At 64.3% G+C, this 18,167-nt stretch carries 18 protein-coding genes and 2 pseudogenes; 12 read left to right on the top strand and 8 right to left on the bottom strand.

Annotated elements, in window-relative coordinates; translation table 11 throughout:
• Positions 1-98 precede the first annotated feature (98 nt).
• Together purM and purD are read left to right on the top strand one after the other, a co-directional pair.
• Entirely contained in the window at positions 99-1,145 is a 1,047-nt protein-coding gene (gene purM / locus BFAL_RS03135; protein WP_055426970.1) for a phosphoribosylformylglycinamidine cyclo-ligase, read from the top strand.
• Between the two features lie 112 nt (positions 1,146-1,257).
• Positions 1,258-2,529, top strand: a complete 1,272-nt coding sequence (purD, locus tag BFAL_RS03130; protein WP_055426969.1) for a phosphoribosylamine--glycine ligase — start codon at positions 1,258-1,260, stop codon at positions 2,527-2,529.
• Positions 2,530-2,839: 310 nt separating this feature from the next.
• Here the strand turns inward: purD and BFAL_RS03125 are convergent, their stop codons facing one another.
• The 4 genes from BFAL_RS03125 to BFAL_RS03110 all read right to left on the bottom strand — a co-directional run bounded on the left by BFAL_RS03125 (position 2,840) and on the right by BFAL_RS03110 (position 8,924).
• The gene (locus BFAL_RS03125) at positions 2,840-4,444 is read right to left on the bottom strand and encodes an aldehyde dehydrogenase family protein (RefSeq protein ID WP_055426993.1); all 1,605 of its coding nucleotides are present in this window, start codon (positions 4,442-4,444) and stop codon (positions 2,840-2,842) included.
• Between the two features lie 119 nt (positions 4,445-4,563).
• Positions 4,564-6,720, bottom strand: coding sequence for an LTA synthase family protein (locus BFAL_RS03120; protein ID WP_236691640.1), 2,157 nt, complete (start codon positions 6,718-6,720; stop codon positions 4,564-4,566).
• A 312-nt stretch (positions 6,721-7,032) separates the two neighbouring features.
• The gene (locus tag BFAL_RS03115; protein ID WP_055426968.1) at positions 7,033-7,956 is read right to left on the bottom strand and encodes a metal ABC transporter solute-binding protein, Zn/Mn family; all 924 of its coding nucleotides are present in this window, start codon (positions 7,954-7,956) and stop codon (positions 7,033-7,035) included.
• Between the two features lie 188 nt (positions 7,957-8,144).
• The gene (locus tag BFAL_RS03110; protein ID WP_055426967.1) at positions 8,145-8,924 is read right to left on the bottom strand and encodes a hypothetical protein; all 780 of its coding nucleotides are present in this window, start codon (positions 8,922-8,924) and stop codon (positions 8,145-8,147) included.
• Between BFAL_RS03110 and rpmB the strand changes: the two genes are divergently transcribed.
• The 7 genes and pseudogenes from rpmB to rpmF all read left to right on the top strand — a co-directional run bounded on the left by rpmB (position 8,923) and on the right by rpmF (position 10,641).
• Complete coding sequence (gene rpmB / locus BFAL_RS03105; protein ID WP_370696053.1) at positions 8,923-9,228, top strand: 50S ribosomal protein L28; 306 nt, start codon at positions 8,923-8,925, stop codon at positions 9,226-9,228. The genes BFAL_RS03110 and rpmB overlap by 2 nt on opposite strands.
• A gap of 63 nt (positions 9,229-9,291) precedes the next feature.
• Positions 9,292-9,462, top strand: coding sequence for a 50S ribosomal protein L33 (gene rpmG, locus BFAL_RS03100; protein WP_055426966.1), 171 nt, complete (start codon positions 9,292-9,294; stop codon positions 9,460-9,462).
• Between the two features lie 166 nt (positions 9,463-9,628).
• Positions 9,629-9,901 (top strand): annotated as a pseudogene (gene rpsN, locus BFAL_RS03095) (30S ribosomal protein S14); the annotation flags it as partial.
• Positions 9,881-9,964: pseudogene (locus BFAL_RS11930) on the top strand (30S ribosomal protein S14); the annotation flags it as partial. The pseudogenes rpsN and BFAL_RS11930, both read left to right, overlap by 21 nt.
• Before the next feature lie 85 nt (positions 9,965-10,049).
• Positions 10,050-10,307: a type B 50S ribosomal protein L31 gene (locus tag BFAL_RS03090; RefSeq protein WP_055426964.1), complete on the top strand. Its 258-nt coding sequence runs from the start codon at positions 10,050-10,052 to the stop codon at positions 10,305-10,307.
• A 44-nt stretch (positions 10,308-10,351) separates the two neighbouring features.
• Complete coding sequence (ykgO, locus tag BFAL_RS03085) at positions 10,352-10,474, top strand: type B 50S ribosomal protein L36 (RefSeq protein WP_043167076.1); 123 nt, start codon at positions 10,352-10,354, stop codon at positions 10,472-10,474.
• The gene (rpmF, locus tag BFAL_RS10590; RefSeq protein ID WP_082440318.1) at positions 10,474-10,641 is read left to right on the top strand and encodes a 50S ribosomal protein L32; all 168 of its coding nucleotides are present in this window, start codon (positions 10,474-10,476) and stop codon (positions 10,639-10,641) included. The genes ykgO and rpmF overlap by 1 nt, the downstream gene beginning before the upstream one ends.
• A gap of 58 nt (positions 10,642-10,699) precedes the next feature.
• Here rpmF and BFAL_RS10930 read toward each other — a convergent pair whose 3' ends face one another.
• Entirely contained in the window at positions 10,700-10,885 is a 186-nt protein-coding gene (locus BFAL_RS10930; protein ID WP_152973508.1) for a hypothetical protein, read from the bottom strand.
• Positions 10,886-10,922: 37 nt separating this feature from the next.
• Here BFAL_RS10930 and BFAL_RS03080 point away from each other — a divergent pair, with 37 nt between their 5' ends.
• From BFAL_RS03080 to BFAL_RS03070, 3 genes are all read left to right on the top strand, one after another.
• Positions 10,923-12,410: a metal ABC transporter substrate-binding protein gene (locus BFAL_RS03080; RefSeq protein WP_236691639.1), complete on the top strand. Its 1,488-nt coding sequence runs from the start codon at positions 10,923-10,925 to the stop codon at positions 12,408-12,410.
• A 275-nt stretch (positions 12,411-12,685) separates the two neighbouring features.
• Entirely contained in the window at positions 12,686-13,162 is a 477-nt protein-coding gene (locus BFAL_RS03075; protein ID WP_055426963.1) for a Fur family transcriptional regulator, read from the top strand.
• Positions 13,163-13,243: 81 nt separating this feature from the next.
• Positions 13,244-13,591 carry a hypothetical protein gene (locus BFAL_RS03070; RefSeq protein WP_055426962.1) on the top strand — a complete coding sequence of 116 codons (348 nt, stop codon included), beginning with the start codon at positions 13,244-13,246 and terminating at the stop codon, positions 13,589-13,591.
• Positions 13,592-13,748: 157 nt separating this feature from the next.
• Here BFAL_RS03070 and BFAL_RS03065 read toward each other — a convergent pair whose 3' ends face one another.
• The 3 genes from BFAL_RS03065 to BFAL_RS03055 form a co-directional block, all read right to left on the bottom strand.
• Positions 13,749-14,582: a class C sortase gene (locus BFAL_RS03065; protein WP_236691638.1), complete on the bottom strand. Its 834-nt coding sequence runs from the start codon at positions 14,580-14,582 to the stop codon at positions 13,749-13,751.
• A gap of 199 nt (positions 14,583-14,781) precedes the next feature.
• Complete coding sequence (locus BFAL_RS03060) at positions 14,782-16,512, bottom strand: SpaA isopeptide-forming pilin-related protein (RefSeq protein WP_152973507.1); 1,731 nt, start codon at positions 16,510-16,512, stop codon at positions 14,782-14,784.
• Between the two features lie 1,216 nt (positions 16,513-17,728).
• Positions 17,729-18,166, bottom strand: a complete 438-nt coding sequence (locus tag BFAL_RS03055; RefSeq protein ID WP_055426959.1) for a Fur family transcriptional regulator — start codon at positions 18,164-18,166, stop codon at positions 17,729-17,731.
• Between the last annotated feature and the right edge of the window lies 1 nt (position 18,167).

The following is an 18,167-nucleotide window of genomic DNA, read 5'->3' as shown; positions in this document are numbered from 1 at the left end:
GCGCGCCGACCGCACCGACCATATCGGCCCACCGGCCCCACCGCACACCACACTTCCCATCCAACCCAACCGAGCCCCAAGAAAGGCACCATACCAACATGCCCAAAGCATATGAGAACGCCGGCGTGAGCGTCGAAGCCGGCTACGAAGTCGTCAACCGCATCAAGTCGCATGTGGCGCGCACCGCCCGCCCCGGCGCCGGCGGCATCGGCGGCTTCGGCGGCCTGTTCGACCTCTCCTCCCTCGGCTACAAGGAGCCGGTGCTCGTCTCCGGCACCGACGGCGTGGGCACCAAGCTCATGGTCGCGAAGATGATGAACAAGCACGACACCATCGGCCAGGACTGCGTGGCCATGTGCGTCAACGACATCCTCGCCCAAGGCGCCGAACCGCTGTTCTTCCTCGACTACATCGCCTGCGGCAAGAACGATCCGGCCCTGCTCGAGCAGGTCGTCAAGGGCGTGGCCGACGGCTGCGTCGACGCCGGCGCGGCGCTGGTCGGCGGCGAGACCGCCGAAATGCCCGACATGTACGACGCCGACGAATACGATCTGGCCGGCTTCACCGTCGGCGTGGTCGAGAAGTCGAAGATCATCGACGGCACGAAGATCGCCGAAGGCGACGTGCTCATCGGCCTGCCGTCCTCCGGCATCCACTCCAACGGCTATTCGCTGGTGCGCAAGGTCCTGTTCAAGGACCATGATCTGACCGTCGATTCCAAGCCCGAGGAGCTGGGCGGCGAGACCCTCGGCGAGGAGATCCTCAAGCCCACCCGCATCTACGCGAAGCCGCTCAAGCCCCTGTTCGCCGGCGACGACCTGCTGCACGGCGTGGCGCACATCACCGGCGGCGCGTTCGTCGAGAAGGTGCCGCGCATCATCCCCGAGGGTCTGGCCGCCGCGTTCGACATCACCAGCTGGGACGTCCCGCCGATCTTCCGCCTGCTCCAAAACCTCGGCAATGTCGACGAGCTGGAGATGTACAACATCTTCAACATGGGCATCGGCATGGTGCTCATCGTCGAACCGGGCAAGGTCGCCGAAGTCGAGCGTCTGCTCGACGCGGAAGGCGAGAAGCACACCACCGTCGGCAGGATCGTCAAGGACGTCGACGGCACCCGCGTGCAGCTGCACAAGGGTCTGTGACGCGCATCGGACGCCGATCGGACGCAGACAGCTAAGGACACGTTAGACATATGACACAGGATGAGGTTCCTCCCCGACGGAAGGAGCCTCATCCCATTGGAAAGGACATCACATGGGACAGAAGGTTCTGGTCATCGGTTCCGGCGCACGCGAGCACGCCATCGCCCACGCGCTCCAGCGCGGCGGCAGCGTCGAGGAGGTGACCGTCGCCCCCGGCAATCCGGGCATGGAGCTCGACGGCATCTGCACCACGCAGATCGACGAGTCGAATCATGCCGCGCTCATCGCGTTCATGAAGGACAACGGCTACGACTGGGCGTTCGTCGGCCCGGAAGTGCCGCTCATCGAAGGCGTCGTCGACGATTTCGCCGCCGCCGGACTCAAGGCGTTCGGCCCGCGCAAGGCCGCAGCCCAGATCGAAGGCTCGAAGGACTTCGCCAAGCAGCTCATGGAACGCCACGGCATCCCCACCGCCGCCTACGCGACCTTCGACGCGCTCGAGCCGGCCGTCACCTACGTGCGCGAGCACGGCGCGCCGATCGTCGTCAAGGCCGACGGTCTGGCCGCCGGCAAGGGCGTCACCGTCGCCATGGACGAGGAGACCGCCGTCGCCGCGCTCGACGACATCTTCGTCGACCACCGCTTCGGCAACGCCGGCGCGAAGGTCGTCATCGAGGAGTTCCTCGAAGGCCAGGAATTCTCCCTGATGAGCTTCGTCAACGGCACCGAGTTCTGGCCCATGCCGATCTCGCAGGACCACAAGCGCGCCTACGACGGCGACCTGGGCCCGAACACGGGCGGCATGGGCGCCTACAGCCCGGTGCCGCAGATCCCGCAGTCGGTCGTCGACGAGGCCATCGAATCGATCGTGCGACCCACCGTCGAAGCCATGGCCGAGGAAGGCACGCCGTTCACCGGCATCCTCTACGCGGGCCTCATCGCCACCGCCGACGGCCCGAAGGTCATCGAATTCAACGCGCGTTTCGGCGATCCGGAGACCGAGGTCGTCCTGCCGAAGCTCACCTCCGACCTGGCGGCCGGCATCAGCGCGATCCTCGACGGCGGCACTCCGGAATTCACGTGGGACGAACAGAACGCCACGCTCGGCGTCGTCCTCGCCTCCGACGGCTACCCGACGAACGTCGTCAAGGGCGCGAAGATCCCCGCCATCAGCGTGGACGCCGACAGCCACGTCTACTACGCGGGCGTCGCGCATGACACCGACGGCAAGCTCGTCGCGTCCTCCGGGCGCGTCCTGTTCGTCGAAACGTCCGCGCCGACCATCAAGGACGCGCAGGACAAGGTCTACGCGATCATCGACGCGCTCGACACCGACGGCATGTTCTACCGCCACGACATCGGCTTCAAAGCCCTGAATGCGTGATGATGGAGCGTTAGCTGCGTTGCGGAAGACTCGACGTACCTGTTGCGCTACGCGCAACCGTCGCGGCATAGCCGCTCCCCTCACCTGAGGACAGCCCACAGGGCTGTCCTCTATACGGTTCGGCGACTTCGCCTTCCGCGCCTTGCTACCGCACACATCATCCCGCATTCAGGAAGCTGGAAGTCCCTATGACGCCAATGACGAGGCGGTCCCTCCGATTCGCCCGGAGGGGCCGCCTCGTCATATATCGCATATCGCCGGCGATCGGCGTCACCGACGATTCAGCCGGGACGCATGGACGCGCGACGCGTCAGACCATGCGCGACAACGCCGCGACAACGCGTTGCGTCATCGCGTCATACGGCGGGTAGACGAGACGCAGCGTATCCGGCCATGACGGTTTGACCGTCACGCTCTTGACGTGACTGAACGTGAGGAACCCTGCCTTGCCGTGGTAGGCGCCCATGCCGGACGCGCCGACGCCGCCGAACGGCAGCCGCGCGGACAGCAGGTGCCCGAGCGGCAGACCGAAACCGAGCGCGCCCGAAGTCGTGCGAGTCTCGAACATGCGGCATACGGCACGGTCCCGTGAGAACACGTACGCGGCAAGCGGGCGCGGGCGCGCGTTGATGAAACGGACCGCGGATGCGGCGTCCGCGACCACCAGTACAGGCAGAATCGGCCCGAAGATCTCCTCCCCCATCACCAGCGCGTCCGGCATCGTGCCGAACAGCACGGTCGGCGCGATGTAGCGCGCGGTGCGGTCAATATCGCCGCCGCACACCACGCGGCCTGCGGGATCGGTCACACCCGGCACACGGACGATGCCGTCCGACTGCGGTTCCGCGCGCCGCGACCGTTCCGCGCGCACGCCACGTCCCACCGTGGCGGCGTCATGTTCCGCGCCGCGTTCCGGCGCCGTGTGCGCGCCGAAACGACGCCCTACCATCTCCACCGCCGCGCCGAACACGGACGCGGCCTTGACCAGCGGCGAGACCGGCGCTTCGGGCGGCACGGCGCCGCCCGGAAGCAGCCGGCTCAGCCGCTCGACGTGCCGCGCGTCGACGATGCGCCCGTAGTCGGGCGAGCGGCGCGGGTCCTCGCCGAAGAATTCGGTGACGGCGAGCGCGATGCGACGGGCGAGCGCTTCGGCGACGTCCGGCGTGGCGAGCACGTAGTCGGGCGCCACGCATGTCTGTCCGGCGTTCGTGAACCGTCCCCATGCGATGCGTCTGGCGGTGGCGGCGAGGTCGCAGGTGCCGTCGACGAACACGGGCGATTTGCCGCCGAGTTCCAGCGTGACCGGCGTCAGATGTTCGGCTGCGGCGCGCATGACGATGCGCCCGACCCGTTCGCCCCCCGTGTAGAAGATGTGGTCGAACGGTTCGGCGAGGAGTTCGCCGGTCGCGTCCGCGCCGCCTTCGACCACGGCGACGGCGCTCCCGTCAAGATATCGGGGGATCAGGCGCGCGAGCAGCGCGGACGTGCGCGGCGCGAGTTCGGATGGTTTGATGCAGACCGCGTTGCCGGCGGCAAGCGCGTCGGCCAATGGCTCGAGCGCGAGCAGCAGCGGATAGTTCCATGGTGCGATGATGAGGACGACGCCCTTCGGTTCGGCCATCGTCCAGCCGAATGCGGGCTGGAGGGCCGCGGGCATCGCGACTGGGCGGCGTGAGGACCAGCGGCGCATATGGTCGCGCACAAACCGCGCTTCGGAGGCGATGAGATCGAGCTCCATGAGCGTGGTTTCCGCGGCGGGTTTGCCGAGGTCGACGCGCACCGCTTCGGTGAGCTCGTCGCGGCGTTCGACGAGCATGCGGCACAGGGCGTCGAGTTGGGCGCGTCGCCATGCGAGCGGGCGTGTGCGGCCGGACGTGTAGGCGGCTTTCAGCACGTCGAACGTCGACCGGGCGATGCCGGATGCGCCGGTTGCACCGATGCCGGTTGCGCCGGTGACGGACGACGTTGCGGGGGTGTGGCCGCCGGAAGGCCCGTGCGTGCCGGCCGTGATGCTCGCGTTGGTCATGTCGCTCCTTACGGCAGGTCCATGAAATCGGTGTTCTTCAGATAGTTGCGCCCATCGGTGATGTCGTATTGGATGAGCTTGTAGTCGGCAAGCAGCTGGCGGGTCTCCTCGTCGAAGTCGCTTTCGGCCATGGGCTTGCCGGCGTTGTCGAGGTAGATCGCCTGGCCTTCGGGGATGCGGTCCCAGCCTTGGATCTTGTTGACGACGGGCGGTTCCATGGCGGAGATCCGCTGGTGCATGAGCGTGAGGAACGCAAGGTAGGGCGAGACCTTCGCGTCCATGTGTTCGGCCGCCTGGGCGACGAAGAAGTTCGGCGAGGAGTAGTCGGCGTTGTCGATCTTCGTGCCTTGCGACGCGGAGGCCTTGTTCGACCAGATGAAGTAGTCGGTCAGGTGCAGGGCGAGCGAGTTGTCGTCGTCCTCGCTGGCGGAGGCGTAGATGCCGGGCAGGTGGTCGCCGTAGAAGACGACGGTGATCGGCTTGTCGAGCTTGTCCAGTTTGTCGAGGAAGTCGGCGGTGGCCTCGTCGGTGATGGATTCGCCCTTCTGGTAGGTTTCGATGGACTCCTGCTCGTCCTTGCCGAGCGGCGCGCCGGTGGTGGATTCGGCGGTGAAGTCGTTGTCCTTGTACCACTGATGGTAGGGCATGTGGTTCTGCATGGTGATGACCTGCAGGAACTGGTTGGAGTCGCTCTTCTCGACCTCCTCCAGCGTGCTCTGGTAGGTGGCGGCGTCGGAGACGTACGGGCTGTCGTCGATCTTGTCCTGATGGGCGATGACGTCCGGACCGGTGAGCGTGTAGAAGTGGGAGAAACCGAACTTCTTGTAGTTGGTGGCGCGCGAGTACATGGAGGATTCGTACGGGTGCAGGCCGATGGAGTTCTTCGCGGCGCCCCACATCTGGTTGATGGTGGGCGTCCAGTGCTCGCCGGGCACGAGCTGCTGGTAGGGGCTGGTGAGGGACGAGTCGAAGTTGGCCATCGACAGGCCGGTCAGTCCCATGTACTCGAGGTTCGCGGTGCCGCCGCCGTAGCCGGACGAAAGCATGAGGCCGGAGGTGGTGTTCTGCTTGATCTTGCGGATCTTGGGCATCGAATCCTTGTTGACCTTGAGGCCCGGCACGCGCGAGGTGTCGGAGAAGGATTCGGACAGCACGTAGATGACGGTCGAATCGGTGAGGTCGGACTTGCGGGAGGCGTTGATCGTGGCGGCGGCCTTGTCGTAGCGCGCGGCGACCTGCTGCATCGTCTCCTCGGAATAGTCCGAGGGCTTGTCCATCACCTTGGGATTGACCTGTCGCATGAACGCGACGAGCGGGCCGTTGCGCTGCGCGTCGTAGACGGAATCCCACATCGAGGGCTTGTCGCCCATCACGGTGGCGAGGTTCTTCGCCCACGAGCCGACGGTGCTCACCTGCATGGCGTACAGGCCGAAGAACAGGCCGGGGATGAGCACGAGCAGCAGCCGGGCGATCGCGTCGATCGACTTGGACTGACGGCCCGTACCGCGGAACAGGCGGCCGTGGCGGGCGTCGATGTGGTCGAGGAACACGAACAGCGCCACGAACACGGCGAACACGCCGATCGCGGCGAGGATCGTCCAATGCGCGCCGGCCGGCATGAATCCCATGAGGTTGCCGGCGTCCGCCTTGAGGAAGTTGAGGTCGGAAGGCAGCACGGCCTCGTATCTGATCGAGATCTTGAAATGCTCGATGACGGCGACGACGATCGCCGCCGCGACCAGCACCGGCGTGGCGATCCATAAGCGGTTGAAGATCATGAGCAGCGCGAGGTAGAGCACGCCGACGAGCAGCAGGTTGAGCACGAACACGAAATTGTGGTCGTCGAACATCTTGCCGACGAAATCCCAGCCGACCTCCGGGCTGGACAGGGTGACGCGCGACGAGGCGCCAAGGCTCACGCCGACCTCGAGCACCGCCACGGCGACGATGTCGAACACGACGAACAGGACGGCGTACAGCCAGCCGGGGAACGGCCGCGGGCGGATGCGGCGGCCTTCTTTCGAGGTCTCGGCGGATGCGGCGGCCTTGTTCGTCCTGCCCGTAGCGTCGCCGGTCATATCGGTGTCCGTGGCTGCGGACATGTCTGCGGTATTCCGCGCGATGGCGGTTCCACGTCCTTCCATGACGTGCGAATCCTGCTTCATACTGCTTGCTTCACCCATGCGTTCGGTTTCCCGTTCGTCTATCCGTCTCGTCCATGCCGTTGCGCGCTTCGGCGGCGCCGTCGTCCCGGCCCTGCCGCCGACCGTTCCCACGGCACGGTTCACCTGTTATCCAGAGGGATATTGTCTTCCGTTAACCTTGAGGAAACCATGTAGGCAACGGATTCCACACGATTCCCTAACCAATCACCCTAACGCAAAGGGTGCCTCGGTTCACCCCGAGGCACCCTGAATCATATAGGGCCTTCCCCTGATATTCTGCTGCGGCATCTCCCCCTATCCGCGAGCAGCGGTCTACTTGGCCGCGTCGGCGAAATCGTCGACGAGCGCGCCCATCCAGTCGAGCAGATCATCGTACTCCTTGGGCATCTGCTCGGTGAGTTCCACGACCGGCACGTCGCCCTCCTTGGCGGCGGAGGCGATCTGGTCAGTGGTGGAGTTCGTCTCCTGGGTGTTCAGGACCAGCGTCTTGATGGACTTGCCGTCCTTGAGCGCGTCCTGGAACGCCTTGATGTCGGCGGCGGTGGGCTCGCTCTCGTTGGCGGAGGCCTGCGCGTAGCCGGCGGGCGTGGCGTCCTTCATGCCGAGGTCGTCGGCGAGGTACCAGGCGACGGACTCGGTGGCCGCGTACGGCAGACCCTTGGTCTTGGCCGAGGTCTCCTTGATCTTGCTTTCGAGCGCGTCCTCCTTCTCGTGCCACTGCTTGTTGAGATCGGCGTACTCGTCTTTATGGTCCGGATCGGCCTTCTGGTAGGCGGCGGTGATCGCGTCGGCGGTCGCGGTGCGCACCTTGGCGGAGAACCACACGTGCGGGTTGTCGCCTTCCTCGATGCCCGCGGTCTCGGCGGCGTCCACCACCTCGGCCTTGGTGGATCCAGCTGCCTTGGACGCCCACGGGTCGTAGTCGGCGCCGTTGACGACGGCCACCTTGGCGGAGCCGAACTTGGCGACGTCCTGCGCGGTGGGCTCGTAGTCGTGCGCCTCCACGTTGGTTTTGGTCATGATGTTCGTGACTTCGACGTGGTCGCCACCGAGGTCGCGGGCGACCGAACCCCACTGGTTAATCGAGGCGACGACCTCGATCTTGCCGCCCGCGGCGCCGGACGCGGCGGAATCGTCGGACGTGGACGATCCGGAGCCGCAGGCCGCCATGGAGAACAGCGCGGCGGACGCGGCGACGAGCGCGAGCGCGCGCTTGGCTTTGGACATAACGGACATGATGTGTTTCCTCTCTACCACCATTGCATCCGCATCGGCATCGGCAATGGCTTCTGTTTCGACCGGCCGGTTCGTGGTCGGGCCGTTCGGCCCGTCTTCAACCGGTCACCGACACGACAGCATAACACGTATTGAGAATTATTATCGTTTGCGTTAAGAATCGGCGTGTCCCGCACGGGGGCATATCGTCAGCCCAGTCCGACGACATCCACCGACCTCACCGTCAGATCGTCGAACGACACGTCATGCGCGTCCTCATGCACCACGGCATCGCGAGACGCCACCGCACGGACGATCTCGCGGCAGCGGCACTCGCCGACCGCATCGACGTGCCGCGTCAGACAGCCGGCGCCGACCACGGGAAGCTGCAGGACGTGCGAGGCCTCATGAATCAGACGAGCGACCACGGCGCCCGTGGAACGGACGTCGAAGACGCCCTCCTCCCCCACGCCGTACATGCACAGGCGATCGTCGTCGAAGAACCGTTCCTCGAATTCATCCAATCCGACGACATCGGCGATGGCGGCGATGCGCATCGCCTCGCCCCACGCACCCAGACGGAAGGAGTCCTCAAGATACTGCATCGCCGGCACCGCCTCCATGCCGACGGGCAGGACGATCAGGAAGGCGTCGGCGCGGTCATGCAGCCGTTCAAGCGCGCGTCCAGCGTCACGCTTGACCGAGCATGACAGGCAGCAGTCGTCTACGGGCAGCGTCTCCGACTCGCCGACCCGGACGCCGCATGCGCCCGCGCGCGAGATGTTGCGCACGATGGAGATCCCCGCTTCGGCCGTTTCGTCCGGGCGCACGTCGTAGACGACGGAGCAGACCGACGGATGCGAGTCGACCAGGGAGAAGACCGCGGAGTCGAGACTCAGTCTGTCGGCGCCGGTGAGCAGCACCACCGGCACGCCCTTCCCGCCGCTTCCCGCAGTCTCTTCCCCATATCCCAATGACGGATGAATCATGTGCTTGTTCCTTTCACGACACACGTTTGTTGATAATGATTCTCATTATGTTACACTCGTGGACATGCCCAAACAATGCCAACTGCTGGGCACGCATGCCTCCACAGGCAACACCGTGTCCCATTCGCATAGGAAAACCCGCAGAACCTTCAGCCCGAACCTCCAATCCAAGCGGTATTGGATCCCCTCGCAAGGCCGCTGGATCAAACTGACGCTCAGCGCCAAGGGAATCAGGACCGTGGACCGCATCGGCATCGAGGCGGCCCTGGCGCGCATCGAACGACGCGCATCACACGGACGCTGAACCCGCGATCGGTAAACAACCGACGATCACGTCCACAGAATCACACCAACGAAAGCGACATCCATGTCCAGCAAATCATCGGAAATCAGACCGGTCATCACCCTTAAGTCCACGGCAGGGACCGGCTTCACCTACACCACCCGCAAGAACCGACGCAACACCCCGGACCGACTCGAACTGCTGAAGTTCGACCCGGTGGTGCGCAGGCGTGTCATCTTCCGGGAATCTCGTTAGAAGCCCATCCCGCCTCCCGTCCCCCATGCCGTCGTTTCCTAGGCAGGTTCTGCGTTTCCTAGGCACATCCGCCGTGGAACGCATCAATAAAACCACACGAATACAGGCATCGGCCGAGCACGACGCGGCGGCGAGGTGCCTAAGTAGCGAGAAATCTGCCTAAGAAATGAATCCACTCATTTCAGAGGAGCCACCAATGGCCAAAACCAGCAAAATCAACCGACAACTGCAACGCGAACGCATGGTCGCCCGCTACGCCGAACGCCGCGCACAGTACAAGCACAACAGCGTCGACCCGCATCTGACGGACGAGGAACGCACCGAGGCGATGCGCAAGCTGCACGCCCTGCCGCGCGACGCCAGCCCCACCAGACTGCGCAACCGCGACTCCATCGACGGCCGACCCCGAGGATTCAACTGCAAGTTCGGGCTGTCCCGCATCAACCTGCGCGAAAAGGCGCACAAGGGAGAACTGCCCGGCGTCGTCAAATCCAGCTGGTGATCCGCCGTACGACCGCGAGCGCGATCTCGTACGTCAGCTTCGGATACGACAACACAGCAACGAACACGACAACGAAGGATACGACATGAAACAGGGAATCCATCCCATATACGACCACGTGGTCTTCCACGACCGCTCCGCCGACAAGTATTTCCTCACCCGCTCCACGCTGGCGGCCAAGGCGGCAAGCCTGCCCACCATCGAATGGGAGGACGGCAACACCTATCCGCTGGTGAACGTGGAGGTCTCCAGCTACAGCCATCCGTTCTACACCGGCAGGAACGTCGTGCTCGACACGGCTGGACAGGTGCAGAAATTCAACGCGCGATACGGGCGGAAATAGCCGCATCCATCGCCAACCCAACCACCAATCCGATAGGAACACATATGAAGGTCAAGGCATCGATCCGCTCGCTGGCACGCAAGGACGGCTCCGTCATCGTGCGCAGACGCGGGCATCTGTACGTCATCAACAAGAAGAACCCCCGGTGGAAAGCGAGGCAGGGCTGATGGCATTGCCGAAGGTAAGGACATCACGCGCCAACACGCGCACGCGCCGATCCCAGTGGAAGGCGACAGTCCCGCAGTTGGCCACGGTCACCACACCGGAAGGCGAAGTCGTCCGAGTCCCTCAGAATCTGGCCGCCGCCGTGCGAAAGGGATACGTGAAGCCGTAGGGAGCAAGACCCCGTCCACGCGGTTTCTGCCACAACGCCAATCAGAGAACCAGAGAAATCAGAGAATCAAGTAGAAAGAAGGACCGACATGACCGATCAGAACACCAGTCAGCCCGGCCCCGACACCAACCACCAGACCAACCCCAACACCCAGATAAACCACAACACCCAAACGAACACCACCCCGGCCATCCGACGGGACCGCACGCCGCAACGGCACGGTCAACGTCATCGTCGCGTTCATCGTCGGCGCGTTGCTCGCCGGGCTCATCGCGGGAGCCGTGGCGTTCCTGCGGCCGAACGACTCAGCTCCGGGGGATGCCGCCGGTAGCGCGGCAAACACCTCGACCGGCGCCAAGGACTCCTGCGACACCACGTTCACCGTGGTCGCCTCGGTGAACCAGTGGGGGTCGCTCGCCCAGCAGCTCGGCGGCTCCTGCGCGGAGGTCACCTCGCTGATCAACTCGACCTCCGCCGACCCGCACGACTACGAGGCGACCGCCGCCGATCTGGCCAAGCTCGCCAAGGCCGACGTAGTGGTGCTCAACGGCGCCGGATACGACGGCTGGGCCGAGAAGGCGCAGCTGGACAAGGACAGGCAGCGCATCGTGAACGTGGGCGACCTCATGGGCATCACCGCGACCGAGGAGCACTCCCACGAGCACGAGGAGGGTGGCGAAGGCGAGGAAGGTCATCACCACCACGGCTCCACGAACCCCCACGTGTGGTTCAGCCCCGAGGCGGTGCTCAAGGCCGCCGAGGCGATCAACGACGCCTACATCGCAGAAGCCGGAGAGAACTCGAAGACCGCCGCCACCGTGCAGCGCCACTTCAACGAGTGGAACGGCGAATACGCCGACTTCGTCGCGTTGGTGAACAAGGGCCGTGCCACGGGCGTCGAGCGCGACTACGTGGCGACCGAGTCGATCATCAGCTATCTGCTGGACTACATCGGCGCGACCGACAAGACCCCCGAAACCTACACCAACGCGATGAACAGCGAGGCCGAGCCCTCCGCGGCCGATCTGAAGAGCGCAATGGACACCGTGGCCGGCAACGACGTGGACATCCTCGTCGTCAATCCGCAGGAGATGGACGGCTTCGCCAAGAAGCTCAACGAGGCCGCGGTCAAGAGCAACAAGACGATCATCTCCGCCACCGAGCAGCTGCCCGAGAATCAGAAGACGCTGCTGGGATGGCTCACCCTGATCGCCAAGCAGGCGCTGGCGACCGACACCACGAACGGCTTCTTCCTCACGCAGGACGTCAAGGACCGCACCCTGTCCGACTACGAGGGCGAATGGCAGTCGGTGTACCCGTTCCTCAAGGACGGCACGCTCGACGCAGTGATGGAGGCGAAGGCCAAGAAGGGCGACATGACCGCCGAGGAGTACAAGCAGTACTACGACACCGGATACAAGACCGACGTGGAGAAGATCTCCATCAAGGGCGACCGGATGAGCTTCACCCGCGGCGGCAAGACCGTCGCCGCCACCTACAAGTACGACGGATTCAGGATCCTCGACTACGCGAAGGGCAACCGCGGCGTACGGTTCCTGTTCACCGCCACCGGCGACGTGCCCGAGGGCGCCCCAAAGGTCGTGCAGTTCTCCGACCACGGCATCGCGCCGGGCAAGTCCGCCCACTTCCACATCTTCAGGGGCGACTCCTCGCAGGAGGAGACCCTGAAGGAGATGGACAACTGGCCCACCTACTACCCGGCGTCCATGAGCGGCGAGGAAATCGCCACCGAGATCCTGGCGCACTGAGCTGAGAAAACCTGCGGTGTCAATTCTGAACCGACCGCTCTGAATTGACACCGATTCATCCACACGCCCCGATCGGTTACACACCCCCACCGATCGGGGCGCCTCATCATGTCGTGTCAACCTACCGATATGGCGGCACCGGACGCCGGACCGGCACAATCGCGACACCTGATTCGCGGATTCCCACGGACCCCACGGATTCCCAACACCGACATCGGACTTGCCTTCTAAACGATAACCACTATCATTATCCAAGGGGATAGGAGGGGAATACAGTGACCGATCATGACCGGCAACAGCGCGACGAGCGCGCGGCGCAGTCGCCCAACCCCCGCATCACCAGACCGCGCATGCTGATCGAACAGACACTGTCGGAGTTGTCGCGCTTCGCCACCGCCCAGGAGATCACCGACATCCTGCGCAACCGCGGCACACGCATCGGCACCACCACCGCATACCGGAATCTGCAGATGATGGCCGGCCAAGGCAAACTCGACGTCATCCATCTCAACGGCGAAACCCTCTACCGCGCCTGCGTCGACCATCGTCACCACCACCACATCATGTGCCGGAACTGCGGAAAGACCATAGAGATCGAGATTCCCGGGCTGGAACAGTGGATCGAACAGGCGGCAACCAAACTGCACTACGTCAACGTCGCCCACGAGCTGGAGATCTACGGCCTGTGTCCCCATTGCGCAAGGAACGCCGTCGAAGGCGCCCGCAACAACGACGAACAACGGAACCGGTAACCACTTTCACTAACTTTCACGCGCACCACGCTCGGCTTACCCTTTCAAGCGAAAACAACGAACGCATTGAAAGGTAATCTTATGACCATCAAGACCATCGACCAGCACGCCTACGCAATCGTCACCGAGGAAGGCACCTTCGCCGTCTGCAAGGACACGCTCGCCAAGTTCGACATCTCCGCCCACGAGCACGGCGTGGCGGCCTGCGGCTGCTGCGGCTGCTGCCTGACCGGCGACTGCTGCGACGACAACGACTGCATGCACGGAACCGACGAGCAGTGCGAGGGCAAGGCCTGCATCCACACCTGCCACGAGAACCGCGAAGGCCACGAGTGCGCGTTCTGCCACCTCGCTTTCGACACCAACGAGGCCTGCCACGAGGCGATTCTGGCCGATCTGAAGACGCTCAAAGCCGAACTCGCCGCCTGAAACGCGATGCGCCCGGCCCGCGCGATGAGTGAATTCATCGCGCGGGCCGGGACCACAGGCCGTGCACCCCTTCCCTTCCGAGCGGGCGTCCCCCGTCATTCAAGAGAGGTATCCCCCTCTTAAATGACGGGGGACGCCCGCTAAGCATACGCCGCGATCACGCGCGATGCCGCGCACGGATCGACGCCCTGCACGAACCGGCACTGCATACAAGCCCCGAGCCGCCGCCCAAAACGACGAGAAACACCACGATCCCCGCCATCGTCGGCACCGATTCGCGCCGTGTTGCGATTTCCCCTCCCCCACGTGAATCGGAAGGCACGCGGACACCCGATACGAGAAGCCTATGGGTGTTCACCCCATACGGGGTGCAGGTCATCAGCGTGACGCGGTCCTCTCCGGGAACAATCAGCAGTTGCGTCACATCATCGGGCTCTATCACACTGATGCGATCGACGCGGTAGTCCATGCTCCTGCCCAGCACGTCGATCGAGAACCTGTCGCCGACCGCGACCTCGTCAAGATGGGTGAACATCACATCCCGCACCAACCCGCTGTGCGCCGTGATGACCGCATGCGTGGAGGGCCCGCCCACCGGCAGCGACGTGCCGTACAGATGGCCGGCGCCGCGCGCCAACGTCTGCTCGCCGGTGCCATGCCCTATCGGCAGATCCACATGAATGGCGCCGATGCGGATCGACCCCATGACCCCTGCGGAGACATCCAGCAATCTGCCGTATCGCGAGCGTTCCCCATCATCCCCTGTTCCGGCGGAACCCGATGGAACCGTCGACCATTCGCCCAGGACCGGCTGCCCCCGCGTCGCCAGTACGTCGTTGTACCGACGGGCCGCATCCAGCATGCGCTCCCGTTCACGTGCGCCTCCGCGCCGCGCGGCTTGCGCGACCTCCGCAACGCGATGCGCATGATCCACCTGCCGCACCATGCGCGTCCCGAACACGCCGACGACCAGAAGCAGCGCCACCAGCATGTACGCCATACCGCTTAGCAACAGCCGCCGCCCACGCCGCCTCTCCCGGTCGACGACGGTATGCACTCCCCCTTCGCCACGCCATACCGTCGCGGCATCCCTCATCGTTCGCATGACTCCTCCCGAACCGGCGACATCCCTCACAACGCATTCGGTTCCGTGACACACTCGGAGGCGTCACGGAACCGAACGAGACCCATCAGGCGGACAACCGGTCAGCCGAACGACGGCGCGCCGTCTTGAGCAGTCGCGCCTTGACGACGTTGCCGACTCCCAACGCGCCCAATCCCACGGCGAGCGCCACAATCGCGGTGATACCCGCACCACCGGTCAGCGGCAGCTGGGCGATGGTCTTCACGTTCGCCACACGGTAGTCCGAGGCGCCCGGATCATGGGATACCAGCCCGAGCACATCGTCCTGAGGATCGGTGTATTCGACCGACTGCAGCTTCTTCTGCCGGGAGGTGGCGCCGGAGACGAACGTCGGCTTCACTTCGAAGGAGAAGGAAGGCAGCGCATAGTCCGGATACCCCTGAGGCGCCTTGGTCTCCCGCACGGTCTGCACGCCGGAGTCCACGCCCGTGACGGAGACCGTGCCCTTGGCATCGCCGTCGGAGGCGGTCACGAACTTCTCGTCCCTGCCGGAGACGACGAATTCCGCGCCACCCAGCAGTTCGGACGGATCGGCCTTGTCGGTTTTGGTCACGCCGAACCCGTAGGTGTAGGCGTAGACGTAGTTGTCTTCACTGCCGAACGCGCATGCAGCGTTGGCGCACGCCTGCGCGGTATGCGTCAGATCGGTGGGCGTGCTGGAGTATGACAGGGACGAGGTTATCGGATTGCCTTCCACGTCCTGCGGCGTGGAGACGGCGGCGGCATCGGTGAGCCGCACCTTCGCATCCACGGTCAGGGAGCCTCCGTCAAGCACCTTGTTCGCTCCCTGTCCGTTGACGTACTTGCCGAAATCGATGGTGGCGATGCCGCCGGGCGTCACGTCGAAGTCCTTGCCGGCCTCGAGCCTCTGCACCGTCGCACCGTCCACGGACGTGACGGTCGCCACCACTTCGCTGCCGTCGAATTCGATGCCGGAACCGTCCTCGCCGCCATCCTCGCCGAACGCCAGCGCCAGCGAGTAGATGCGCCCACCCAGCGGATACCCGGTGTACGAGGGAATCGTGGTGGAGACCTGCGTGTAGAAGTCATGTCCGATGGCGAAATCCGGCTGGTCGACGATGCGGAACGCACCCTTATCGGTCTTCTCCGCCAAGGCGAGGTCCACCGTGGGCACGTTCTGGTTCTTCAGATTCACCTTGCCGAGCGGATGCGCGAGGTCGAACGCCGCTCCGGACGCGTCGGTGGAGACGAGAATCGGAATCGAGCCGATGGTCGCTCCGAAATCGATGCCCTGATCGTCTACGAGCAGCCAGATGCCTTCGTCCACCTCGAAGAACCGGTTCTGGTCGTTGCAGACGAGGACCTCGTCGGGCTCGATCTCCGTGTCGCCGGAGACGATGTCTTTGGCGAGGGCGTCGGCGAACGCTCTCAGCTTGGGGTTGGAGTCCCATGGCTTCGCATTGTCCTGGGGATCGGAGAATGCGGTGGCCACATACCGCAGCGGGTCGGAATCCACGACGCCTGCGGATTCGTGCAGAGCCGTCGAGGCCGCCGAGGCGTATTTCTCGTTGGTGGTGACGTCGACGCCCTTCAGGACGCCATCCTCCACCCGGGCGTTGGAGTACGTACCGACACGGTACGCCCTGAAACGGTGCTCGCCGGAGACGCCGGTGGGCGTGCCGCTGATTTCGATGGACGTGTCGGTGATGGCCGGATCTCCGGCGGCATCGGTGGAGGCGAATGCCGGAGCCGCCACACCCGCCAGCGCCGATATGGACAACGCCGCTGCGCATCCCACTGCGGTGATTCTGCTCATGCCCTTCATGGACACCTTCTTTCTATCTGCCTCAGGCAGCTGTGACAGGGCCGCCACGCCCGTCGACGGCAAGCCGCGGGGCGCGGGGCGGGATGGGTCATATCCCGTTCGGCCATACAAGGCGGTGATGCTCGCCGCCTCCATAATTATTGATAATGGTTCTCATTTTAGCAATCTGTGGCGTGTCGCAGCATGCTGGATGCGACTTGCGAGATTCAACGCGCAGGATGTATCCCGTGGGGATATGCGGTTTGCTGGATATGCCGTTCCCGTACCCAGTGCCCTGCGTCGTTAATTCGTTTATCTCATTCCCAGTTCCCCTTGTCAGGGGAGCCGGCCCGCGAAGCGGTCTGAGAGGCAGTCAATTCATCAACGAATTTGCGGCGCGAGATACAAGGTGTTTGTTTCATGCCGGGATTTCACTTCCGTACTGTATTGCTTCAATGCTTGTTCGGCAGGTTGAGCGGTGTTTCCCGCAGTGTGACACCAACCTGCCAGAGCACATCCTCGTTGCAAGGGGTACATCGCGCGCGTTGCGAACACCCATCTGCGCTACGAGGGGTATCCAAACCTCGACATCCCGGGTATGCACGGCGGAATACCGGCCCTCACGGCCTGGAATCCCCGTGAAACCCCGGTCCAGGCACCCCTCGCAAGCCACATAGACGTCCGCAGTACCCCGTATCAACCCCTCGTCAACGAGATAGCACAAACAGGTCAGCACCTGGCGGCGAAAAAGGCCGTGAGAAGCGCGGCGTACTCCCCCTCGCGCACACCGCCATACTCCCATCAGTCCCGTCCGAGTACATCACCCCCGTCCGAGCCAGCCAGCAGAAGCTGCCAACGGAAGCCACACGAAGCAACAGAACCCTCCAGCGGAAGCCACACGAAGCAGCAGCGCACCCCAGCGGCGGATTATACGGAGACAAGCCGCCAGCTCCGTAATTCCCGCCGCTGACGACGGCTTAACGGCGGATTGCACGGAGCAATGGGCCGTTCTCCGTACAAACCGCCGCCGACCTCATCCCAGTGCCCGAAAACACAAAGCAATGAACCGCACCCCCGATTGTTGGACTGGAGCGATTCGGATTCGATGATCGCGGTTGCGGTTCAATAAGAGAGGCAACCCCTCCCATACGAAGAGCCCGCCGCCGAATCTGATTCGGCGGCGGGCTCTTCGTATGGGAGGACCGTTCAGCCAGCGCGCGGTCACGACCTACCGGTCGACGTGCGCCGATCGCGCCATGCCATCCGGCCGCGTGGTCTCCTGCTGGCATTCGGGGCACAGGCCGAAGACCTCCAGCGTGTGCGATTCCACCGTGAATCCATGCTTGCCAGCCACTCCGCGCAGCCATGCCTCGTTCGGCGGTTCGATCTCCACGGTGCGGCCGCACCGCTTGCACACCAAATGATGGTGGTGCCCGTCGTCGCCGCACAGGCGGAACAGCTGCTGCCCGTCGAGCCTGATCGTGTCGGCCGCGCCGGAGTCGGCGAGCGCGTTGAGCTGCCGGTACACGGTGGCCAATCCGATCCGCAATCCCGAATCCTCGAGTCTGCGGTGCAGGTCCTGCGCGGAGATGAACTCGTCGCATCCGGCGAGTGCGGTGCGGATCGCGTCCTTCTGCTTGGTCTGACGTTCGATGTGTTCAGCCATC

Origin of the sequence: Bifidobacterium aesculapii (genome assembly GCF_001417815.1) — a bacterium.
Taxonomy (GTDB): Bacteria; Actinomycetota; Actinomycetes; order Actinomycetales; family Bifidobacteriaceae; genus Bifidobacterium; species Bifidobacterium aesculapii.
This window is presented reverse-complemented; position numbering and strand designations above follow the sequence as displayed.

Bases quoted from the DNA above. Each gene is read 5' to 3' on its own strand.
- BFAL_RS03120 (WP_236691640.1), bottom strand. From the start codon at position 6,720: ATGAAGCAGGATTCGCACGTCATGGAAGGACGTGGAACCGCCATCGCG.
- BFAL_RS03115 (WP_055426968.1), bottom strand. From the start codon at position 7,956: ATGTCCGTTATGTCCAAAGCCAAGCGCGCGCTCGCGCTCGTCGCCGCG.
- ykgO (WP_043167076.1), top strand. From the start codon at position 10,352: ATGAAGGTCAAGGCATCGATCCGCTCGCTGGCACGCAAGGACGGCTCC.
- BFAL_RS03055 (WP_055426959.1), bottom strand. From the start codon at position 18,166: ATGGCTGAACACATCGAACGTCAGACCAAGCAGAAGGACGCGATCCGC.
- BFAL_RS03065 (WP_236691638.1), bottom strand. From the start codon at position 14,582: ATGCTGGTGGCGCTGCTTCTGGTCGTCGGCGTGTTCGGGACGCGCATG.
- BFAL_RS03110 (WP_055426967.1), bottom strand. From the start codon at position 8,924: ATGATTCATCCGTCATTGGGATATGGGGAAGAGACTGCGGGAAGCGGC.
- rpmG (WP_055426966.1), top strand. From the start codon at position 9,292: ATGTCCAGCAAATCATCGGAAATCAGACCGGTCATCACCCTTAAGTCC.
- BFAL_RS03060 (WP_152973507.1), bottom strand. From the start codon at position 16,512: ATGAGCAGAATCACCGCAGTGGGATGCGCAGCGGCGTTGTCCATATCG.
- rpmB (WP_370696053.1), top strand. From the start codon at position 8,923: ATGTGCTTGTTCCTTTCACGACACACGTTTGTTGATAATGATTCTCAT.
- rpmF (WP_082440318.1), top strand. From the start codon at position 10,474: ATGGCATTGCCGAAGGTAAGGACATCACGCGCCAACACGCGCACGCGC.
- BFAL_RS03090 (WP_055426964.1), top strand. From the start codon at position 10,050: ATGAAACAGGGAATCCATCCCATATACGACCACGTGGTCTTCCACGAC.
- purM (WP_055426970.1), top strand. From the start codon at position 99: ATGCCCAAAGCATATGAGAACGCCGGCGTGAGCGTCGAAGCCGGCTAC.
- purD (WP_055426969.1), top strand. From the start codon at position 1,258: ATGGGACAGAAGGTTCTGGTCATCGGTTCCGGCGCACGCGAGCACGCC.
- BFAL_RS10930 (WP_152973508.1), bottom strand. From the start codon at position 10,885: ATGAACGCGACGATGACGTTGACCGTGCCGTTGCGGCGTGCGGTCCCG.
- BFAL_RS03070 (WP_055426962.1), top strand. From the start codon at position 13,244: ATGACCATCAAGACCATCGACCAGCACGCCTACGCAATCGTCACCGAG.